General features: G+C 56.2%; 17 protein-coding genes and 3 pseudogenes. 14 read left to right on the forward strand and 6 right to left on the reverse strand.

Annotated features, from left to right (window positions below; genetic code table 11):
- Positions 1-40: 40 nt before the first annotated feature.
- Positions 41-1,032 (reverse strand): annotated as a pseudogene (locus tag N8E88_RS02460) (putative bifunctional diguanylate cyclase/phosphodiesterase); the annotation flags it as partial.
- Positions 1,033-1,903: 871 nt separating this feature from the next.
- Between N8E88_RS02460 and N8E88_RS02465 the strand changes: the two are divergent.
- Entirely contained in the window at positions 1,904-2,665 is a 762-nt protein-coding gene (locus N8E88_RS02465; protein ID WP_262290948.1) for a GGDEF domain-containing protein, read from the forward strand.
- 572 nt (positions 2,666-3,237) lie between these two features.
- A complete protein-coding gene (locus N8E88_RS02470; protein ID WP_262290949.1) occupies positions 3,238-3,453 on the forward strand; it encodes a winged helix DNA-binding protein in 216 nt (71 codons plus the stop codon).
- A gap of 34 nt (positions 3,454-3,487) precedes the next feature.
- Here N8E88_RS02470 and N8E88_RS02475 read toward each other — a convergent pair whose 3' ends face one another.
- Entirely contained in the window at positions 3,488-4,090 is a 603-nt protein-coding gene (locus N8E88_RS02475; protein ID WP_262290950.1) for a cysteine hydrolase family protein, read from the reverse strand.
- Between the two features lie 802 nt (positions 4,091-4,892).
- Positions 4,893-6,068: an IS110 family RNA-guided transposase gene (locus N8E88_RS02480; protein WP_262290951.1), complete on the reverse strand. Its 1,176-nt coding sequence runs from the start codon at positions 6,066-6,068 to the stop codon at positions 4,893-4,895.
- A gap of 29 nt (positions 6,069-6,097) precedes the next feature.
- On the opposite strand from N8E88_RS02480, the gene N8E88_RS02485 reads away from it, so the two are divergent.
- Both N8E88_RS02485 and N8E88_RS02490 read left to right on the forward strand, forming a co-directional pair.
- Positions 6,098-6,310 carry a cold-shock protein gene (locus N8E88_RS02485; RefSeq protein ID WP_262290952.1) on the forward strand — a complete coding sequence of 71 codons (213 nt, stop codon included), beginning with the start codon at positions 6,098-6,100 and terminating at the stop codon, positions 6,308-6,310.
- 119 nt (positions 6,311-6,429) lie between these two features.
- Positions 6,430-7,077, forward strand: a complete 648-nt coding sequence (locus N8E88_RS02490) for a 3'-5' exonuclease (protein ID WP_262290953.1) — start codon at positions 6,430-6,432, stop codon at positions 7,075-7,077.
- A 125-nt stretch (positions 7,078-7,202) separates the two neighbouring features.
- Here N8E88_RS02490 and N8E88_RS31645 read toward each other — a convergent pair whose 3' ends face one another.
- Complete coding sequence (locus N8E88_RS31645) at positions 7,203-7,283, reverse strand: DUF3223 domain-containing protein (protein ID WP_410010527.1); 81 nt, start codon at positions 7,281-7,283, stop codon at positions 7,203-7,205.
- Positions 7,284-7,332: 49 nt separating this feature from the next.
- Here N8E88_RS31645 and N8E88_RS02495 point away from each other — a divergent pair, with 49 nt between their 5' ends.
- Positions 7,333-7,608, forward strand: coding sequence for a ribbon-helix-helix domain-containing protein (locus tag N8E88_RS02495; RefSeq protein ID WP_262290954.1), 276 nt, complete (start codon positions 7,333-7,335; stop codon positions 7,606-7,608).
- Positions 7,592-7,936: a type II toxin-antitoxin system RelE/ParE family toxin gene (locus N8E88_RS02500; RefSeq protein WP_262290955.1), complete on the forward strand. Its 345-nt coding sequence runs from the start codon at positions 7,592-7,594 to the stop codon at positions 7,934-7,936. The genes N8E88_RS02495 and N8E88_RS02500 overlap by 17 nt, the downstream gene beginning before the upstream one ends.
- Before the next feature lie 314 nt (positions 7,937-8,250).
- Here the strand turns inward: N8E88_RS02500 and N8E88_RS02505 are convergent, their stop codons facing one another.
- The gene (locus N8E88_RS02505; protein WP_262290956.1) at positions 8,251-8,508 is read right to left on the reverse strand and encodes a hypothetical protein; all 258 of its coding nucleotides are present in this window, start codon (positions 8,506-8,508) and stop codon (positions 8,251-8,253) included.
- 89 nt (positions 8,509-8,597) lie between these two features.
- A pseudogene (locus N8E88_RS02510) lies at positions 8,598-8,792 on the reverse strand (PfkB family carbohydrate kinase); the annotation flags it as partial.
- A gap of 137 nt (positions 8,793-8,929) precedes the next feature.
- Here N8E88_RS02510 and N8E88_RS02515 point away from each other — a divergent pair.
- From N8E88_RS02515 to N8E88_RS02550, 8 genes and pseudogenes are all read left to right on the forward strand, one after another.
- Positions 8,930-9,982: a LacI family DNA-binding transcriptional regulator gene (locus N8E88_RS02515; protein ID WP_262290957.1), complete on the forward strand. Its 1,053-nt coding sequence runs from the start codon at positions 8,930-8,932 to the stop codon at positions 9,980-9,982.
- 63 nt (positions 9,983-10,045) lie between these two features.
- Positions 10,046-10,945 (forward strand): ABC transporter permease, encoded by a 900-nt coding sequence (locus tag N8E88_RS02520; protein WP_262290958.1) that lies wholly within the window; start codon positions 10,046-10,048, stop codon positions 10,943-10,945.
- The gene (locus N8E88_RS02525) at positions 10,945-11,847 is read left to right on the forward strand and encodes a carbohydrate ABC transporter permease (RefSeq protein ID WP_262290959.1); all 903 of its coding nucleotides are present in this window, start codon (positions 10,945-10,947) and stop codon (positions 11,845-11,847) included. The genes N8E88_RS02520 and N8E88_RS02525 overlap by 1 nt, the downstream gene beginning before the upstream one ends.
- 35 nt (positions 11,848-11,882) lie before the next feature.
- Entirely contained in the window at positions 11,883-13,310 is a 1,428-nt protein-coding gene (locus N8E88_RS02530) for an extracellular solute-binding protein (RefSeq protein ID WP_262290960.1), read from the forward strand.
- Positions 13,300-14,502, forward strand: coding sequence for an ADP-ribosylglycohydrolase family protein (locus N8E88_RS02535; protein ID WP_262290961.1), 1,203 nt, complete (start codon positions 13,300-13,302; stop codon positions 14,500-14,502). Before N8E88_RS02530 ends, N8E88_RS02535 begins: the two co-directional genes overlap by 11 nt.
- 18 nt (positions 14,503-14,520) lie before the next feature.
- Positions 14,521-16,620, forward strand: coding sequence for an ADP-ribosylglycohydrolase family protein (locus tag N8E88_RS02540; protein WP_262290962.1), 2,100 nt, complete (start codon positions 14,521-14,523; stop codon positions 16,618-16,620).
- Between the two features lie 32 nt (positions 16,621-16,652).
- Positions 16,653-17,702, forward strand: coding sequence for an ABC transporter ATP-binding protein (locus N8E88_RS02545; RefSeq protein ID WP_262290963.1), 1,050 nt, complete (start codon positions 16,653-16,655; stop codon positions 17,700-17,702).
- 55 nt (positions 17,703-17,757) lie between these two features.
- Positions 17,758-18,530: pseudogene (locus N8E88_RS02550) on the forward strand (ABC transporter ATP-binding protein).
- The last annotated feature ends 139 nt before the right edge of the window (positions 18,531-18,669 follow it).

The raw sequence follows: 18,669 nt of genomic DNA on the forward strand, positions 1-18,669 counted from the left end.
CTATGTTTTAGGATGACGATGCGAAACCGAACCGAACGTTTTACCCTCTGCCAGATGCCGCGTTGGCATCGACGAGACGCTCGTATTTAATCAAGCCATCGCTATCGACCTCTTGGCGAAGATGCTCTAATCTCGACGCAGGTACGGGCCTGCCCATCAGGAAGCCTTGAACCTGCTCGCATCCAACCTCTTTGACGCATGCGAATTGCTCTTCGGTCTCGATGCCTTCAGCGATTGTAGTCATCCCCAGGCTTCGCCCGACCCCAGTCACCAATTCGACGATGGCGAAGGCATCTGCGCGGGTCGTAACGTCGCGGATAAAAGAGCGATCGATCTTGATCTTATCGAAGGGGAAACTCCTGAGGCTGCCAAGCGATGAATATCCGGTGCCGAAGTCGTCCATAGCAACCTGGATGCCAACTGCCTTAAGTTTCGTCAAAATGTCCAGCGTCCGTTCTTGTCCAGGAGCACAGACTCGGTGATCTCCAGCTCAAGGCGGTTGGGATCGAGACCACTTTGAGAGAGTATGGTAATGACGCTCTGAATGAGATTTCGGCTGCGGAACTGTACAGGCGACAGATTGACCGCAACTTTGAGCGGCCTTGGCCAACGGGTTGCCTCCAGGCAAGCCGTTCTCAAGACCCACTCGCCCAGTTCATGAATCAGCCCGATATTTTCCGCGACTGGAATGAATTCTGATGGAAGAACCTGCCCGCGTATCGGATGAGCCCACCGCAAGAGGGCCTCGTAGCCACAAATCTCACGGGTGATTGTGTTCACTTGCGGTTGGTAAAATATTTCCAGTTCACCATTCCGCAGCGCCTGCTTGAGATCGGCTTCGAAAGACTTTTTTTCCGTCAACCGAGTCTGCATCTGGGATTGGAAGACACACGCATGACCTGAGCCGAGAGCCTTCGCTTCGTAGAGCGCGACGTCCGCATGCTTGAACAGTTCATCTGCGTCGGATTCCGCGTTCGATATGGCAACCCCGACGCATGTACCGATTTTGATCTCCCGTTCACTGACATTGTAGGGAAACTAATTATTGCGGCCCCAAGCTCTTGCTGGGTCATGCCAGCGCGTAACCTGAGCTCCCGGAGACTTTCGCCGATTTCCCTATTGAGATCTTCGGGTTTGGTCTGCAAGCCAACGCGGTCCTCCTTGCATTCGTGCTTTGCTGTCCGGTAACCAACATCATTCGTTCCGCATGTCGAACCAAATCCAAAAGGCGATCGCGATAATCATTACTAAGACAATCAAATATGGCCAAACCGATGCGAAAAACAGCGTCTCGTCCAACCCAGGCCCGTCGTTATCTGGTCGCATATCGCTCTCTATCCGTATGGTCAGGCGGTGTGGTTCTCACTGCATTCCAGCCGGGTCAGGAAACTCTCGAGAATTTCGACATGTTGTCCCGGAAATAATCAAATCACAGCACTTCGCCGCCATGGATCTTTCGAACACAGTCTTCCAACGTTCGTGCCGTGATCCAGCCTCCATCGCGCGGCAGAGTCGAGTGCTGATTTCGCAATGTATCGAAGCGCGATTGAGCGTCTTTTTTCCAATCCGCTTTAGGCGCGATACGTTGCATGTCTGGCTCCAGCAGTAAGATTGCTGGCAAGATACACGTTCCTCACTCTAGATTGACCGCGTATCGGAGCGTCGTTACGCAGTAAAACTGCATTTATTGGCTGGTCGCGAAGGTAAAACGCGACAAGCCAATGTCGAATGAAGGCCGGCTTCCTCTCTGCCACACATGACGAGGATGCTGGGCTGCACCCAAAAGCAAAGTCCCCCTAGCGAATATTTACAATAAAAGTAGAATTTAGACTGCTCTCCTGCGGTAGGTGTGTACTTTCATTTCACTATACCTATAGTCCATCCATTGTGGTGGAGGACGCCGATGAAATACTACAATATCCTGGTACTGAAATTTGATGATATGGCGCCAATTAAGCAAATTGTCCTTCTGCTTGTGCTGGGGAGTACACTGGCAAATGTTCTCGCGGTCCTCTTCTTCCATCTCGGTGGATACGACCGTGCGGACAAGACGATCTATTTGACAACTTTGATCGTACTTGTTGTCGGTGGTCCCTTGGGGGCATTTCTGATTGGGCAGAACTACAAGCTGAAAGTGATGGCAGAAGAACTTGAAACTGCGTTTCGCAAGGATGGTATGACCGGACTTACGACACGCCATGAATTTCATCTTCGGGTCGAGCGTCTGATCAGGAACAGCAATCCTGCATTAAGTGCCGGGGCCGTTCTTTACATTGACGCCGACCGGTTCAAGACCATTAATGACAAATTCGGTCACGTGATTGGCGATGGCGTGCTCCTAGAACTCGGCACAATGATCCGGGAGACGCTGGGCAGGCGCGATGTTGGCGCACGCTTTGGCGGAAAGGAATTCGCGATATTCCTCACTGACGCGGACTTTGGACAAGCTGCGTGGATGGCGGAGAAGATATTGCTGGGCGCACGGGGAATTTCCCGCAATGTTCAGGATCAGGAGTTAGCCATGACCGTCAGCATCGGCGTCTCTTTCCACGAGCCCGGCCAGACACTCGAACACCTCCTGGCAACAGCTGATGATTGTCTCTTGCAGGCCAAGGAACAAGGGCGCAACCGCGTCGTCTTTGCGAAAATCAAATCGCACGCGTGAACTGGTTTGCACCACTCCACGGATTGGACCGGTCAGTCGAGAGCGGCGAAGAAACCGAGTATGACAGTCAGCACCCAGCTTACCAAGCTCAGTTCCACCACGTCAGGGAGCGTTCCATGCGACGACTTCTATTGGTTCCCGACCAATCTCCCGTCCACGACCAAACGTCCGCCTGCCGCCCTGCGAACAAAGCGCGCCAATCATGTCGACGGATGATGTCTGGGATGCAGTCAGATGGCGCCGACGTTTACGATATGTTGATAGCATCAACATAAATGGTGGGTTTAAGCCAACTGTCGGGTGTTATTGATGCAATCAACAAAAGAGATACGACGCTTCAACCACTTTTATACGGCAAAGCTCGGCTTACTTTCTGAGCGGCACTCAAAAAGCGGCTACACGATTGCCATGCACAGGATCGCGTCGGAAATATTGGCATCCGGAACTACAACTGCGACACGACTGGCAGCCGATTTGATGATGGACAAAGCCCAGATCAGCCGGATACTTGCGCGGCTCGTTTCATTTGGATGGCCGAGAAATCAACGGATGACTGGAATGGAAAACGTCAGTTGATCAAATTGACCGATCACGGGCGCAAGATACTCGACCAACTGGAAAACGAGGTCGATCAGACGTTGGAAGCCACGGTTGGCAAGTTGTCAGAGTCAGCGAAGCGACGCCTGCTCGAATCCATGGACGAGATACGATCAGTTCTTGGTACTGTCGGATACAGCGGCGATGGAAAGACAATTGTGAGAGAGCCGAAAAAAGGCGAGCCGCTGTGAGCCGTGGGATGCGTCCAGATGAACTGCTTGTCATTCAGCGCTGGTGCGAAAAGTCACTGGATTTCAAGGCAGCAATGATGTCTTCAGTCGCCACAACCCTGCAGAATTCATCGTTCAGATTAGCCAAGCTCATTGCATGGATGTCGGCCGCCGCATAAAGCCGCCCATCCAATCCCTGGCGGTCAAACGTCCAGGTCGCATCGGAAACCAATAAAGTATCAAAGCCAAGATTGCCCGCCATGCGCGTAGTCGTCTCCACACAGTGATTTGTCGTCGCTCCCACAATCACCACGCCATGAATGCCGCTGTTTCTCAAACGCTGTTCGAGGTCAGTGCCGATGAATGAGCTGTTCACGGTCTTGACGAGTACAGGTTCATCCGGCCGTTCGCGTGCCTCCTCTATAACCTGATGTCCACTTTGCGCGGGATTGAAACGGGACTGTGGTTTTTGGTTTGAGTGGCGAATATGAATTATGCTGGCCTTCGATCTGCGGAACGCAGCCAGAAGCTCCGCAATCCTTGCCACAGCCTCCGGATTGTTCCTTCTATTGTCAACTGCCTCCATCTCATCAAAAGCTTTTTGGACATCAATAACGATCAGAGCGGTTTGCTCTGGCAATAGTGAAAGAGGGGACATATTTTCTCCTTGGTCTATCGCGGATTTTGCCGCTTGCGCTAGACTTTGCAACGGTGTTGGCAGGGCCGCTCTTGCCGGTCCGCAGTCTGGCATTCATCGGTTGCAAAAGCATTTAAGTTCTTCGCGACTGCGGTGGCAGCAAGTAAGATTGGGTAAGTTGTGTGGCGCCCGCCATCCTCGAACGCACAAAAGATATGTTGGACAGACTGCCGCCGGATGTGATCTCCGAGCCGACTTCGAGGATAGTTTTCCCGCCGGCCAAATAGACCTATGCTTTCGGGCGGGGTATCCCCCCGCCAGCATCGGTGCGCTCGTGTCGAGGACCCCCCGATCTCACTAGGAAATTCTACTGATTGACATTTCCGGTCGAGGCCATAAACCTCCGGTGGCAAATATAATCGGTTCGCCGCTCTTTCGAACACTCCTACGCACGAAGAAGATGGAAATGGCTACTGGCACTGTTAAATGGTTCAACTCGACCAAAGGTTTTGGCTCACATGGAGAGTTTTGGGTCAAGAGGTTATTTTCGCATGAGCAAGATTCCTTTCGGTCCGTCTTCGGTATCCATGGTCTGGGCCAGCTTGCATAACACGGCGTGTTTCCATCGCCGGTTCAAACTCACATGCGGTCGCCGCTGAACGGCTGCACCATTATCCCGCTTGCGTTGCGGCAGTGGCTCAGGAAGATGAGACCATTCTTCATCTACGGCATTTTAAGCCATGCCAAAACGCGGTCATCCACCTGGATCCGCCGGGATTGATCGGTCCCGGAAGATTACAAGATTACACAATCGGGATTGTTGTCAGACGGACTTCATCACAGCCCCCTCGATAACAACGCCCATGGCGACGTATTTCCACAATGCCACGAGAAGTTTTCGCGCTAGCGCGACAATGGCGCTCTTCTTCATGCGCCCGCCATTTGACCAAACGCGCTCCTTAAACCAAAAGCTGAGCGCTGATTGCGGTTGATGACGCAACCACAGCCACGACAATTGAATCATGGTTGTGCGCAGCCTGGGATTGCCGACTTTCGACACGCCCTGGTCGTGATCGATGGTGCCGCTTTGCCAGGGGGTTGGCGCAAGTCCTGCGTACGAAGCGACCTGCCGGCGATTGTCAAAGTGACGGAAAAACCCTTCTGTGCATAGGATGGCGGCGAACTCCGGACCAATACCCTTGATGTCGAGCAGCATCGCTGCCGGTGCCGGCGTTTCAACTACCGTATCCTTTTGCGCAGCCAGCAGTGCATCCCTTTCGCTCTCGACTGCCGCGATTTGCACAAGCAGCAATTCGAGCCGGTCAAGTTCGCGGATTATCTGCGCTTTCAGATGCAGTGGCAAAGGTCGGCCATCACCGGTGTGGAGATCTTCCAGTCGTTTGCGGCGGCCTTGGTGCAGCGGCTCGTAGTCACGCACGCCCTGGGCGAAAAGCAGGCCTTTGATCCGATTGACATGCTCCACCCGCTCGGCAATCAATACCTTGCGTTCCCGGCAGATGCGGCGGCGATCTTCGTTCCCAGGGTCCGGGGGCCTGACCATAGCGCAAACACGCGGCTCACCCCGCTTGAAACCCAACAGCGCCCGCACCAATGCCTCGCCATCCAGCCTATCCGTCTTCGCCTGCCGTCTGCGCCGCGAGGTTGCAATCGAAGCCGGATCGACGACGTAACTTTCTATCCCGTTCGCCTTCAGCACACGATCGATCCAGAAGCCGTCAAGTCCGGCTTCCTGAATGCTCACGACCGGAACCTCATCGTCCGTACGAGATCGCACCTTCTCCTGGAGCTGAGCAAAACGATGCAGCAATGCCGTCACATCGCCGCCAACCACCGAGTGCTTCGACATCTTCTCGCCGTTTCCCGGCGACAACGATGTGATCAGCCAGGTTGAGCGAGAGAGTTCCAATGATACGAATATTGCGGCAAGATCGGTGCGTATGGCGGTCGGTGTTTCTGATGGGGCAATCACAGCTTTCATGGCTGGCTCCTTTTTGAGTGAGTGCTTTGATGCAGCCTTACTCTGCCAGAGCGCCGGCCGCTGTCACTCCCCATGGGATCTTCATTCAACCCGACGACGGCGGTGCTGATGTGTTCGTCCATATCTCCGCGGTAGAGCGGGCTGGATTGCGTGGCCTCAATGACGGCCAGAAAATCAAGTATGAGATCGTCCAGGACCGCCGTTCCGGCAAATCGTCTGCTGACAACCTGAGCGTTGACTGATTGATTGCGATCTCGTTCGCGCGACCATTCGCGAGCGGCCCAAATTAGGTAGGACCCAAATTCCGGACTTACTGTCAGTTTCGTCAACAGGATCGGTCGGTCCAGTAGGCAGCTTTCCCATGGATATGCCAAGCGTTCATACTCGCAAGAAGCGTGTCATAGTGTTAGACACCGAAACGACCGGTTTGTTGCCCTACGATCGAATTGTCACCCTTGGTGCAGTACGCCTAGAAGGCGATGAACTGCAACGGCAATCCCTCTATCTGATTTTTGATCCGCGCAAAGACAGCCATCCTGCCGCTCTCGGTGTCCATGGCTTCGATAATTGGATGACACGCTATCAGGATCTATTCGCAGATTTGGCTATACGTGTTCGCAACTGGTTGTTGTGGGCAGATGAACTAGTCATGCACCACGCAGAGTTCGACATGCGCTATCTGCAAAGGGAATTGCGAAAAGCGGAAGTCGAGCAGTTAATTCATCCCACCTTTTGTACAATGGAGCGTGCACGAGACGTATGGCATGGTGAATCCGCAAAATTGGATGACTGTTTACGAAAGATCGGCAGATCGCGGATCATGAGAACTCACGGCGCACTTGAAGACGCTTATTTGACCGCCGCTCTGTATCTGCATCAAACGGGATCCTCCCGGCCGATCGCTCATGTGAATACCTGGCCTTCTCCCAAGAACCTGAAACCACATCCCCCGCGACCGTTTGGCGATCTTCCACGCAGAACCTCAAAAAGGCGATCCGTCACAGCGTAGTTTCGTCGAGCTTTCAGAAGAATTCGCCATATCACATAAACGGGGGTCAAAGGTCGAAATGGCGGGTCCAACACTCATTCAGCGCAGCACCTTCCCGCGAATTTCTGTTACGCGGGCCAAGCTCTTCAGAGGCAACTAGAAATAGAGAAATTTTCGATTGATCCGTCCGTCCTCGTTACCCAGAAGCATCTTGTGCCATACTCTATTGCCTTATGCTACTGAGTAGTATAGACTGATGCCAGAAGGAGATTGGAGATGAGTGTCAAAGCGTCTGTCTCGCTAACAGAGTCCCAGGATTCCTTTGTACGGAATCTTGTGGCTGAAGGTCGGTTTTCCAGCGTGAGTGCGGCGATCCAGCATGGACTGGAGATGTTGCGCGATGAAACGGAAGCTCGACGATCACACACACAAGCACTGAGTGTGCTGCTTGCGGAGCGCCGTGCCGGCAAGTTCGTCAGTCTGGAAGAAGGCCGTCGTCAGACCCTGGATATGATCAGCAGAAAAAAGGCTGAATATGGCCTTTCGGGTTGAACGGTCCGAAGCTGCTGCCGCTGATCTGGAACTGATATTCGATTTTCTCATCACTGCCGGACTTGATTTTGGCGAAGATCCAGAGGCCGCTTTCGAACATGCATCATCTCGTATTGCAGAGATCGAGCGAGCCCTGGAACGGATTGCAGACGCACCGTTTCAGGGCACCCTCCGGCCAGAGCTCGGGGATGGCATCCGAAATGTCACAAAACATCGGGCCATTTTCTACTTCGAGGTTTTGGAAGAACAGAAGCTGATAAGGGTTCTGGCAATATTCTTCGGAGGACAGGACCATCAGGGCCGGATGCTGCTAAGGATGTTATGTTAGGCAGCCCGCAAGCCTCGTGAAGCTGGTTGCCATGCACTGACCGGCGGCGGGGCAAGGCAATAATCAAGACCGCCTTCCGAGCTCGCATGGTCCGCTATGACCAGCAAAGTGGCCGGCCACACAAATCGGCTCCCGCCTGAAAGCTATCGCCCAATGAGCCGCCGACGCAGATCGCACATATACCCGTTCTATTCTTCGCTCTCGCCCCGGCGTCAGCGGGATGAGTTCCGACTGGGCCTGGTAGAGCGGAAGACCGGAGGCATGTCACTGGCGGCGTGACCGCAACAACAGGGGCAGCCAGTTTGGTCGGGCCTTTAAAGTGCATTCCTGACCGGAAACATATCTTCGCCGTAGTGGTGAAGCCTCGTGTGATGCCGTCGGCATAACCACCGTACTCTTAAAGGCTCGTCGTATTGATCATGATGGGCATCGACCGCTTCGACCCCGCAGACCTCACACGTTTGCTTCTCCAACTCGCCTGCCTTCACTGCTCGCTGCACAGCAAGGTGAGCATCATATTTGCCTGGATTGGCACGACGCCAATTCGCTTGGCGGGTATCGGTTTTCAGCATCGCCGCATCCTGCCCTTGTGTTAGTCTGTGCTCTCGTCTGAGAGATACTTGTATCAGGGGGCAAGCTCAAGGTTTCTGCGCCAGGCAACGGCAAAGCCATCCTTGCCCACGGCGCCGACCAGACGAACGTCGGCGCCGGCCCTTCGTGCAGCAAGCGCCTGATTGGCGCCTTTCCCTCCGGCTTCTATCGAGAAGTTGCAGCCGGTTATCGTCTCTCCCGGCCGCGGCAACCGTGGAGCCTTGGCAACCAGATCGACATTGATCGAACCCAACACAGTTATCATGACGTCCTCCCCGAAACTTCGCCTCTAGCGCTTGTGAGCGGCCCCTCAAAAAGAGGTTGCCATCCTCATATACCGATGGTAACGTTCCCACGTCAACCGATGGAACTACGTCTCCCGTCGGCGCGGAGGAGTTTAGCTTGAAGAAAGAAACCCGCCACAGGGCGACAATCATCGACGTGGCCAAAAGAGCCGGCGTGTCGAAGAGCACCGTGGCGCGTGTGCTGGGAGGCTCGCCGAACATCTCGGAGGAGGCCGCGGAGCGCGTTCACGCCGCCGTGTCGGCCACCGGTTACGAGCCAAATCATCTCGCGGTCGGAATGCGCTCCGGGCGAAGCGGACTTCTCGGTCTCGTCATTCCCGATATTGCCAATCCCTTCTGGGCAGATGTTGCCCGTGGCGCTCAGGATCAGGCCGCCAAAGAGGGTATGTCGCTGCTGGTGTTTTCATCGGACTGGGATTCCGCCAAGGAGGCCGCGCACCTCCGGGCTTTGCGGCAGGCCCGTGTCGACGGAGCGATCATCAATCCTGTTGCCGATAACCTCGATGGTCTCGACCGTTTCGGCATGCCGTTTGTTCTGATCGGCTCAAGCGCGGAGAGTTTTCCAGATACCTCAAGTGTCGGGTCGGACATCGCACAGGGGGTCCGGCTAGGGATGGATGTTCTGCTCGCCCATGGTCACGCGCAGCCAGCATTTATCCTCGGTCCAAAGTCCAAACTAGCGCGTGCGCGTTTTTTGCGTGCCATTAATCAACATTGCATCGAGCGCGATATTGATCCTGCCAGCCTGCACACCGAAGATAGCGACTACACCGTCGAAGGTGGCAAAGAAGCGATGAGCCGCTTGCTGGAGCGCGCGTCGAAAGGACGGCATCTGGCCGTCTTCTGCGCCAACGACCTGATGGCGCTCGGCGCTATTCTCGCTGTCCGAGATGCCGGACTGCGCTGTCCTGAGGATGTTTCGATCCTCGGCTTCGACGGCATTCCGTCTGGGGCGTTCTCCTGGCCGGCTCTGACGACGATCGAAAAGGATGGCCGCAAAATCGGCTCGACGACCGTCACGTGTCTCTTCGACGAAATGGCCGGACGGCCAGAGCACGGCCGCGTTTACATACCATGCCGCCTTATAGAGCGTGGATCATTGGCCAATCTCTTGGCGGGAAATACCGACCGATTGGCCGCAGGGAGGTAGGAACTCATGAGCGCGAGCACAATTTCGCCATCTATCGGAACAAAATATGGGAACGTTACCACAATGAGAGTTGGGACCAGAGTCCGTTTCCGGGACTGGTGGCCATACTACCTGATGATGGCGCCGGCTCTGATCTTTTTTTTCATCTTCCACTACATGCCGATCTGGGAGGCGAAGGTTGCGTTTCAGCAACTGCGGATCATCCCACCAAATATCTGGGTGGGGCTGAAGCATTTCGAATTGCTATTTTCGTCACCGGTCTTTTGGCAAGTCCTGGCTAATACCCTGATCATTTCGGCAATGAAGATCGTCTTCGTTTTCCCCGTGCCGATTGTGGTTGCGCTGCTGCTCAACGAAGTCCGTGGGAGCGGGATCCGTAAATTCATCCAGTCGGCGATCTATTTGCCGCACTTTCTGTCCTGGGTCGTCATCGCCGGTGTCTTTATCGCCGTCCTCTCGCCGAACACCGGTTCGGTCAACGAAGTGATGGGTTTCTTCGGCATGCAACCGGTCTCGTTCATGACGGAAACCGGCACCATCCGCTGGGTTTTGGTGTTCTCCGAGATCTGGCGCTCCGCCGGTTGGGACAGCCTGCTCTATCTCGCTGCCATTATCGCCATCGACCAGGAGCTTTATCAGGCGGCCGAGATGGACGGCGCCAATCGCTGGCAAAAGATCCTCTATGTCACCATCCCAGGCATCATTCCGACGATCGCGACGCTGTTCATACTGAACGCCGGCATGGCACTCAATGCCGATCTCAACCAGGTGATCAACTTTACCAACGATATCGTCCGCAGCAAGATCGATATCATCGATGCCTATGTCTACCGGATCGGCCTGCAGACAGGCCAGTATTCGTTGGCGACAGCGGCTGGCTTGTTCAAGGCGATCCTCGGAATGCTGCTGATCAGCGGCGCTCATCTCCTATCGAAAAAACTGACAGGCAAGGGGGTGTGGTGATGGCTACGGGCAAAATGCGCCGCACGCCCATTGAGCGTCTCGAATATGCGATCATCCTCTCGACCTTGCTTATCCTCGTCGTGCTGATGGTGCAGCCGCTGTTAAACCTGCTCGCCATCTCGCTGTCGGATCCGTCCAAAGTAACGAGCATGAGCGGCCTGGCGATCGTTCCGGATGGTTTTTCTTTCGACGTCTGGAAGCTATTGATCACCAATCCGGCGGTCCAGCGGGGGATCCTGAACTCGATCTTCATCACCCTGACCAGCACCGTCCTTGGCGTCATCTTTACGGCCCTGATGGCCTGGGCCTTGTCGCGTCCAGGGCTACCGGGACGCCGTACTATCCTTGTACTCGTGCTCGTAACGATCGTCTTCGATCCCGGCATGATTCCCGACTATTTCCTTAACAAGAGGCTCGGGCTGATCGACAGCTACTGGTCGGTCATCCTCTTCAAGGTCGTCAACGCGTGGTACCTGATCATCCTGATCCGCTTCTTCGAGGAAGTTCCGAGTGAAGTGCTGGAAGCAGCCGAGCTCGATGGCGCCAATGCTTTCCAGATCTTCTGGCATATCGCGTTGCCCGTCTCGAAATCGGCCTTAGCGACGGTCGCGCTCTTCTACTTCGTCTTTCACTGGAACGACTTCTTCCGGCCGATGATCTATCTGAACGACCAGTCGAAATGGCCGCTCCAGGTGGTGCTCAGACAATTTGTCGTCGAAGGCGACAAGCTGGCCATGGTCGGCGTGGACAACTCCAACAACTACACCGGCGCTAGCCAGATCAACATCCGCGCGCTGAGCGCAGGAATGATCCTTCTGACGATCGTCCCGATCCTGGCGATCTACCCACTGATTCTGAAGTTTTTCACCAAGGGCACCATGAGTGGTGCGCTGAAAGGCTGAGGCATACCCAAAGCATTCTCAAGGAGGAGGAAAACATGCTTGGAAGAATAGTTATAGGCGCTCTGACTGCGATGGCGCTGCTTACCGGTGTCGCCTTGCCGGCCTTGTCAGATCCTGTGACGATCCGTGTCGTCTCGAAGGATTTGCTTAACAGCAATCCTGACGATGTGAAGCTCATGCACAAGTATGAGGAGGCGCTGAAAGCCAAGGGCGCGGACATTCGTATCCAGATCGTCGATCTGCCGTCTTCAGGTTACGCCGATAAGCTGAACGCGATGCTTCTGTCCGGTGACATTCCCGACCTCATCTACTTTCAGGGCGGTGACGCCCAGATGGCCGAGCAGGGCCTCCTCGAGGACTGGAACACCTGGCTGCCGAAGACCACTTACCTGAAGGACGCGCTCTTCCCGCACAATAACGAGCGGCTGAAGAACTATCCCTACCTCATTTACGTCTTTCCGCCGCGTATCCCGCAGCCGCTCATCCGAACGGACTGGTTGGCAAAGTCGGGTGTTGGCGCACCGCAGACTGTCGATGATTACGTCAAGCTCTTCAAGGCGATCAAAGATGCCAATCTTGGCGGCGTCGGCAGCGACCATACCTACGGCCTGACCGCGCCCGGCAATATGGATGAGATCGATTCGATCTTCAATCAGCCGTTCGGTGTCAGTGCGAGTTGGCTCAAGGACGAGAGTGGCAAATGGATCTCTTCAAGGATCTCCGCTCAGGAAAAGGCAAAGATCGCCTTCTATGCTTCGCTTCGAGAGCAGAAGCTTCTCGATCCGGAGTATATCACGACGAAGTGGGACACCAAGGAAGACAAGTTCTATTCCGGCCGGGTTGGTGTCGTTTTCGGCTCGTCCGCCGACGTGATCGAGATCTATGGCGGAAAGATGCGCCAGGCACATCCCGACAAGAATCCGACCTTGACGCTGCTTGCGCCGCCGAGGGGCCCCGCAGGACAGGGCTTGATGGCGTTTGACGTCTCCAAGGAAACGCGCGGCTTCGCGATCTCGACCACATCCAAGCATAAAGAACAGGTGGTGAAGCTGCTTGATTTCATTGCCAGCCCCGAGGGCCAGATAATCGAAAGGCTCGGCTTTGAAGGCGAGCAATATACCAAGGACGGCGGCGCGATTAAGCTGACCGCCAAAATCGCCACCTGGTACCCTCGCTTCCTTGTCGCGGCCAACTGGCAACCGCCGGTGCAATTGATGGGTGATGCTGCGCAACAATCGCTGAAGACCATCGCCGCCGACTTTAGGCCGGACAACGCCTTTATCTGGCCTGCCGAATACGCGACCGACATCGATTCTGCCCAGAACGTCTACCGGGCATGGACATATAAGTTCATCTCCGGGCAGGCAAAGATCGACCAATGGGACCAATACGTCGCGGAGTGGAATGCTGCCGGCGGCGCGCACATGACCGACTATGCGAGGACTGTACTGAATGACAAATGACACTAATCTATCCCTCAAGGGAAGGGTTCGTGCGCTTCTCTTTGGCGTCGCTTACGGCGACGCCATCGGAGCGCCCGTCGAAAAACTCTCTGCTGTCGAGATCCGCGATCGCTATGGCAAGGTGACGTCGCTCGACACCGCGTGGCACCGCATGAACCAGAGTGAGATAGCCCGCAGCGGCCGCGTCCGCGGCAGCGGCATCGTCACGGACGATACGCTGATGACCTTGTGCCTAATGTCGGTCTATAACGACGTTCGCCGGCATCTGGACGCTTGGGACATGGCTGACGGCATGGTCCGGGAAATCGCCTGGAAGCCCAGGTGGGTTCCCGAACTCCAGCGCGAAGCCCTCTTGATCGAACGTCTTTTCTACCCGGAGAAGTGGATCTTCCAGCGTCATCAGCTGACCAACTGCGATCCGCGCGAGGGTGGGATCGGCAACATGGTGAACTGTGGCGCAGCGATGTACATCGCACCGATCGGCGTCGTGAATGCATGCGATCCCAAAGCGGCCTACGACGAGGCGATTGCGTTCGCGTCCGGTCATCAACAAAGCTTTGGGCTTGAGGCCGCCGGTGTGCTCGCCGCGGCGATCGCCGCTGCCCTCGTTCCCGGTACGACGGTCGATAAGATCATTGATGAGGCGCTCTTGCTCGCCAAGGATGGAACGAAGAAGGCGATTGCCGGCATCGTCGATGCAGCGCAAGGACTGAAGGGCGCCGAGCATGCCAAGGTTGTCGAGACATTTCATTCGATCATAGGAAAATATTCGCCTATGGGGGACGACGTTGTGCATTCGATCAAGAAAGCCGGCGTCCCGAGCGAGGCCTATCGCCCATCTCGTATCAACGCAATCGAGGAACTGCCGCTGGCACTTGGTTTCGCTGTCGTCAACGACGGTGATTTCTACAGGACCATCCAGGATGGCATCAACTCGGGACGCGACACCGACTCGATTGGCGTGATGGCTGGGGCCATCCTAGGCGCCATGCACGGCGAGGCGGTCATCGATGCCGCCGTCGCCGCGCAGCTCGACCGCGTGAACAGGCTGACGCTTTTTGCTTCAGCCGACGCGTTTACCGAGACTGCCATTGCCGTCCAAAGCAACGATCACCGTCGCGAGGCGGCAAGGCTGAAAGCACGACAAGCGCTCCAGAGCTCTCCCGAATTCGTTGAAATCCAACCGCTTTGATTTATTTGAAAGTATCCCATGCTCTCCACAACTGACATTTTCGACCGCATCTATTCCGGCTTCATCGGCAAAGCGATTGGCGTGCGCCTGGGCGCGCCGGTCGAGCCGACCATCTGGACCTATGAGCGCATTCGCGACACTTATGGCGAAATCACGGAGTTTCTGCGGGATTTCAGGAATTTTGCCGCCGACGACGACACCAACGGACCGGTCTATTTCATCCGGGCGCTACGCGACTACGGTCTTGGCGCCAAGGCGGAAGACGTCGGCAAGACCTGGCTGAATTACGCCGCCGAAGAGCACGGAATGTACTGGTGGGGCGGCTTTGGCATTTCGACTGAGCATACCGCCTATCAGAACCTGCGGGCCGGCATCCCGGCGCCGCAATCCGGCTCGATTTCTCAAAACGGCACCACCGTCGCCGAACAGATTGGCGGTCAGATTTTCATCGACAGCTGGGGCTGGGTGCATGCGGGCGACCCCGAGAAGGCGGCCGAAGCGTCTGCGCGCGCGGCAAGCGTCGCGCATGATGGCGAGGGTTTGAACGGCGCACGTTTCTGCGCCGCCGCCATCGCCAAGGCTTTCGTTGCGAGAAGCATCGAGGAGACTATCGAATCCGGCCTTTCGACCATCTCACCGGATTCGACTTATGCCCGGGTCTCGCACGCCGTGATCGCTTTCCACGCGGCAAACCCGACCGACTGGCGGGCCTGCCGAGATATGCTGACGGCGAAGTGGGGTTACGACCGTTATCCTGGCGTCTGCCATATCATTCCCAATGCCGGCGTCCTTGTCATGGCGCTGATCTACGGTCAGGGCGACCTGCCCCGCACGGTCGAAATTGCCACGATGGCCGGGTGGGACACCGACTGCAATGCCGGTAACGCGGGTGCGGTTGTCGGTACATTTCAGCAGGTTCAGCCCGGCTGGGACAAATATCGCAAGCCGATCAACGATGTCGTCATCGCCTCCGGTGTGACAGGTACGGTCAATGTCGTCGATGTCCCATCCTTTGCACGCGAGCTTACCGTTCTTGCTTTGCGGCTGCAGGGCAGAGAGGCGCCGAACTTATGGGTTCAGGATTTCGAGCGGCGCGGCGTCCGTTTCGATTTCGATGCCCCGGGCGCGACCCACGCGTTTCGGACCGAGCCGTTGAACAAGATAACTCTCAAGGGGTCCGTGGACAAACAGGTCGGTGCCGCCCGCGGCGCGCTTGAGATTCAGCTCGACCGGCTAGACCGTGGACAGGGCGGCCGGGTCTTCTGGAAACCGTTTTATCGGCGCTCGGATTTTGACGACGAGCGTTACCGCCCAATGTTTACGCCACTGGTCGATGACGGTCAGGCCGTGCGTTTCAAGCTGTGGCTCGATCCTTGGGAGGGTGACGGCAATCTGCGCGTCGCCCCTTATGTCCGTCGCGCCATGTCCGGCACGATCCAGGAGACCGGGGCATGGCACGTGCCGTCAAGTGATGGCTGGCAGGATTATGAATTCACGATCCCTGACGGCGATGGCGAAGCAGTCGACGAAATCGGCATCCTCGTTGAGTATTTCGGTCGCCTGAAATTCTCGGGCCGCCTGTTTTTCGGCGAGTTCTCGGTGTCAGGCAAAGGCCGCACGATTGTCGATCCCGCCAAAGAGGCACTTGAATGGGGCGGCATCACTCGCTTCACCCGGAACCGCGGCCATTGGAGCCTCGAGCAAGGCCGCATCCATGCGCACACGGCGAGCGATGCCGACGCCTGGACCGGGAATGCCTATCTGCGCGACATCAGTGTCAGCGCCGATCTTCAGCCGCTCTCGGGATCGTCGCACCTTGTCGTCGCCAGGGCACAGGGGACAAGTCGCTTTTATGCCGCCGGCTTCCAGGATGGAGAGGCCGTTATTCTCGTCGAAAACCACGGTACGACGATCTTGGCACGCACGCCATTCATGCCGGAACAGGGTCGAGATTACGCGGTCAGTTTTTCCGTCACCAGTGATCGCCTGATCTTATCCATCGACGGCAGGTTTGTGCTCCAGGCTGACGATCGGACCCTGTGTTACGGGATGGCAGGTCTGCGTCTCGCGTCTGCCGGGCGCATGTCGATCGGTCGGTTTGAAATCGTCGAAGCTTGAGCGCGTGGCCGCGAAAGGAAATGGGGGAAACCATGTCCGAAATTGAACTGAGAAATGTCGGGAAAAGCTATGGCAACGTGCCGGTGCTTTCGAACATCTCGCTGGAAATGGGCGATGGGGAGTTCGTCGTTCTCGTGGGGCCGTCCGGCTGCGGAAAATCGACGCTCTTGCGGATGATCGCTGGGCTGGAAGACATCAGTGCCGGTGAGATCACGATCGGCGGCAAGGTCGTCAATGACATGCGGGCCAAGGAGCGGGACATCGCGATGGTGTTCCAAAGCTATGCTCTTTATCCGCACATGAAGGTTGCTAACAACATGAGCTTCTCCTTGAAGCTTGCGGGTGCATCGAAGCAAGAAATCCGCGCGCGGATTCAGAACGCGGCGCAGATACTTGGCTTGGAGAAGCTCTTGGATCGCTATCCTCGTGAGCTCTCCGGCGGACAACGTCAGCGCGTTGCCATGGGCCGAGCTATCGTTCGTGACCCGAGGGCATTTTTGTTCGATGAGCCGTTGTCGAACCTTGACGCCAAGCTGCGCGTGAAGATGCGAAGCGAGATCAAAAAGCTCCATCAGCGGCTTGGCAAGACGACCGTCTATGTCACCCATGACCAGACCGAAGCGATGACCATGGCGGACAAAATCGTTGTTCTCAATGGGGGCAAGATCGAACAATTCGGCCCTCCGCTGGAGTTGTATAACGACCCGAATAATGTCTTCGTTGCCGGATTTATTGGTTCCCCGGAAATAAATCTGCTTCAGGCTGAGGTAAAGGGGGATCGCGCCGTCATGCAGGACGGAATTTCCCTTCCACTTCCGGTCGCATTGCCCGAATACAGAAAAATCACCTATGGGATCCGACCGCAGCATATCCGTCTCGCACGTGACGGCATCGACGGGACGGTGACGCTAGTCGAACCGACGGGTGAAAACCAGGAAGTCGTAGTAAGGGTGGGGTCCCACGATGTGAACGTCGTCGTGCAAGGTGGCCCTCCTATATCGGCAGGAACAGGGGTGAAGCTGGAATTCGATACCGGCAGAGTGTTGTTGTTCGACAAACAATCCGGAGAACGTATTCGTTGAGAGCAAAGGCAGGCTCGAGCCCTTTATGAGGTTGTACGACGTCCGCTACCCCGTCATGCGACGGCTTGGCTACTTCTTTGCATCGTCGGCCACGCTTGCCAGTGTCGACCTTCCCATCAAGACCGGAGAGTTCGTCACCATCGTGGGCGCATCAGGCTGCGGGAAGTCCACTTTGTTGCGGCTTATTCTAGGCCTCGACTTCGACTACAGTGGGGATATTCTGGTCGACGGCGCGCACGTCCGCCGGCCAGCTCTCGATCCCTCAATCGTCGTTCAGGATCATAGGCTTTTGCCCTGGCTCACAGTCAAAGGGAATGTTGTGGCCGCGCTTCGACGCAGCCCTTTATCGCGGACCGCGAAGAAGGAGACGGTGCGCGAGCATCTCGAACTTGTCAGTCTCACACAGTTCTCTAAAGCCTATCCCGCGCAGCTCTCGGCTGGGATGGCGCAGCGTGTTGCCATTGCCCAGGGCGCTTGTCAACCGGCCGCGGTTCCTGCTGCTTGATGAGCCGCTCGGTGCATTGGATGCGCTAACGCGCCTCAGGCTCCAGGACGAACTCAAACGGTTCGTTCAACATGAGGGGACAACGGCGCTGCTAGTGACGCATGACGTCGACGAGGCGGTTCATCTCGGACACCGGATCGTCGTCATGCAGCCTCTCATCCCGCCGCATCGCCACCATCCTTTCTGTTCCCGAGCAAGCGCGTCAAGACCGGTCCAGCCCCGAGTTCATCCGTCTGCGGGACAAGGTTCTCGGACTTCTAGGCGTCGGTGCCGCGGCAAGCCAGATACCGGAACAAGCCGCAGCCGCGGAACCATCTTGGTGAAAAAGCACATGAGCCGACCGCGCCGGCGAATTACGATTGGCCATGCGCTGGCCGCTTCCTGACCGCCAACCATGTACGGACTGCGGTTGTTCTTCCCCCACAACACACCTGGCCAAAGTCTCATAGCCATGTGGGACTC

The sequence above is a fragment of the Phyllobacterium zundukense genome (assembly GCF_025452195.1).
GTDB classification, from domain to species: Bacteria; Pseudomonadota; Alphaproteobacteria; order Rhizobiales; family Rhizobiaceae; genus Phyllobacterium; species Phyllobacterium zundukense_A.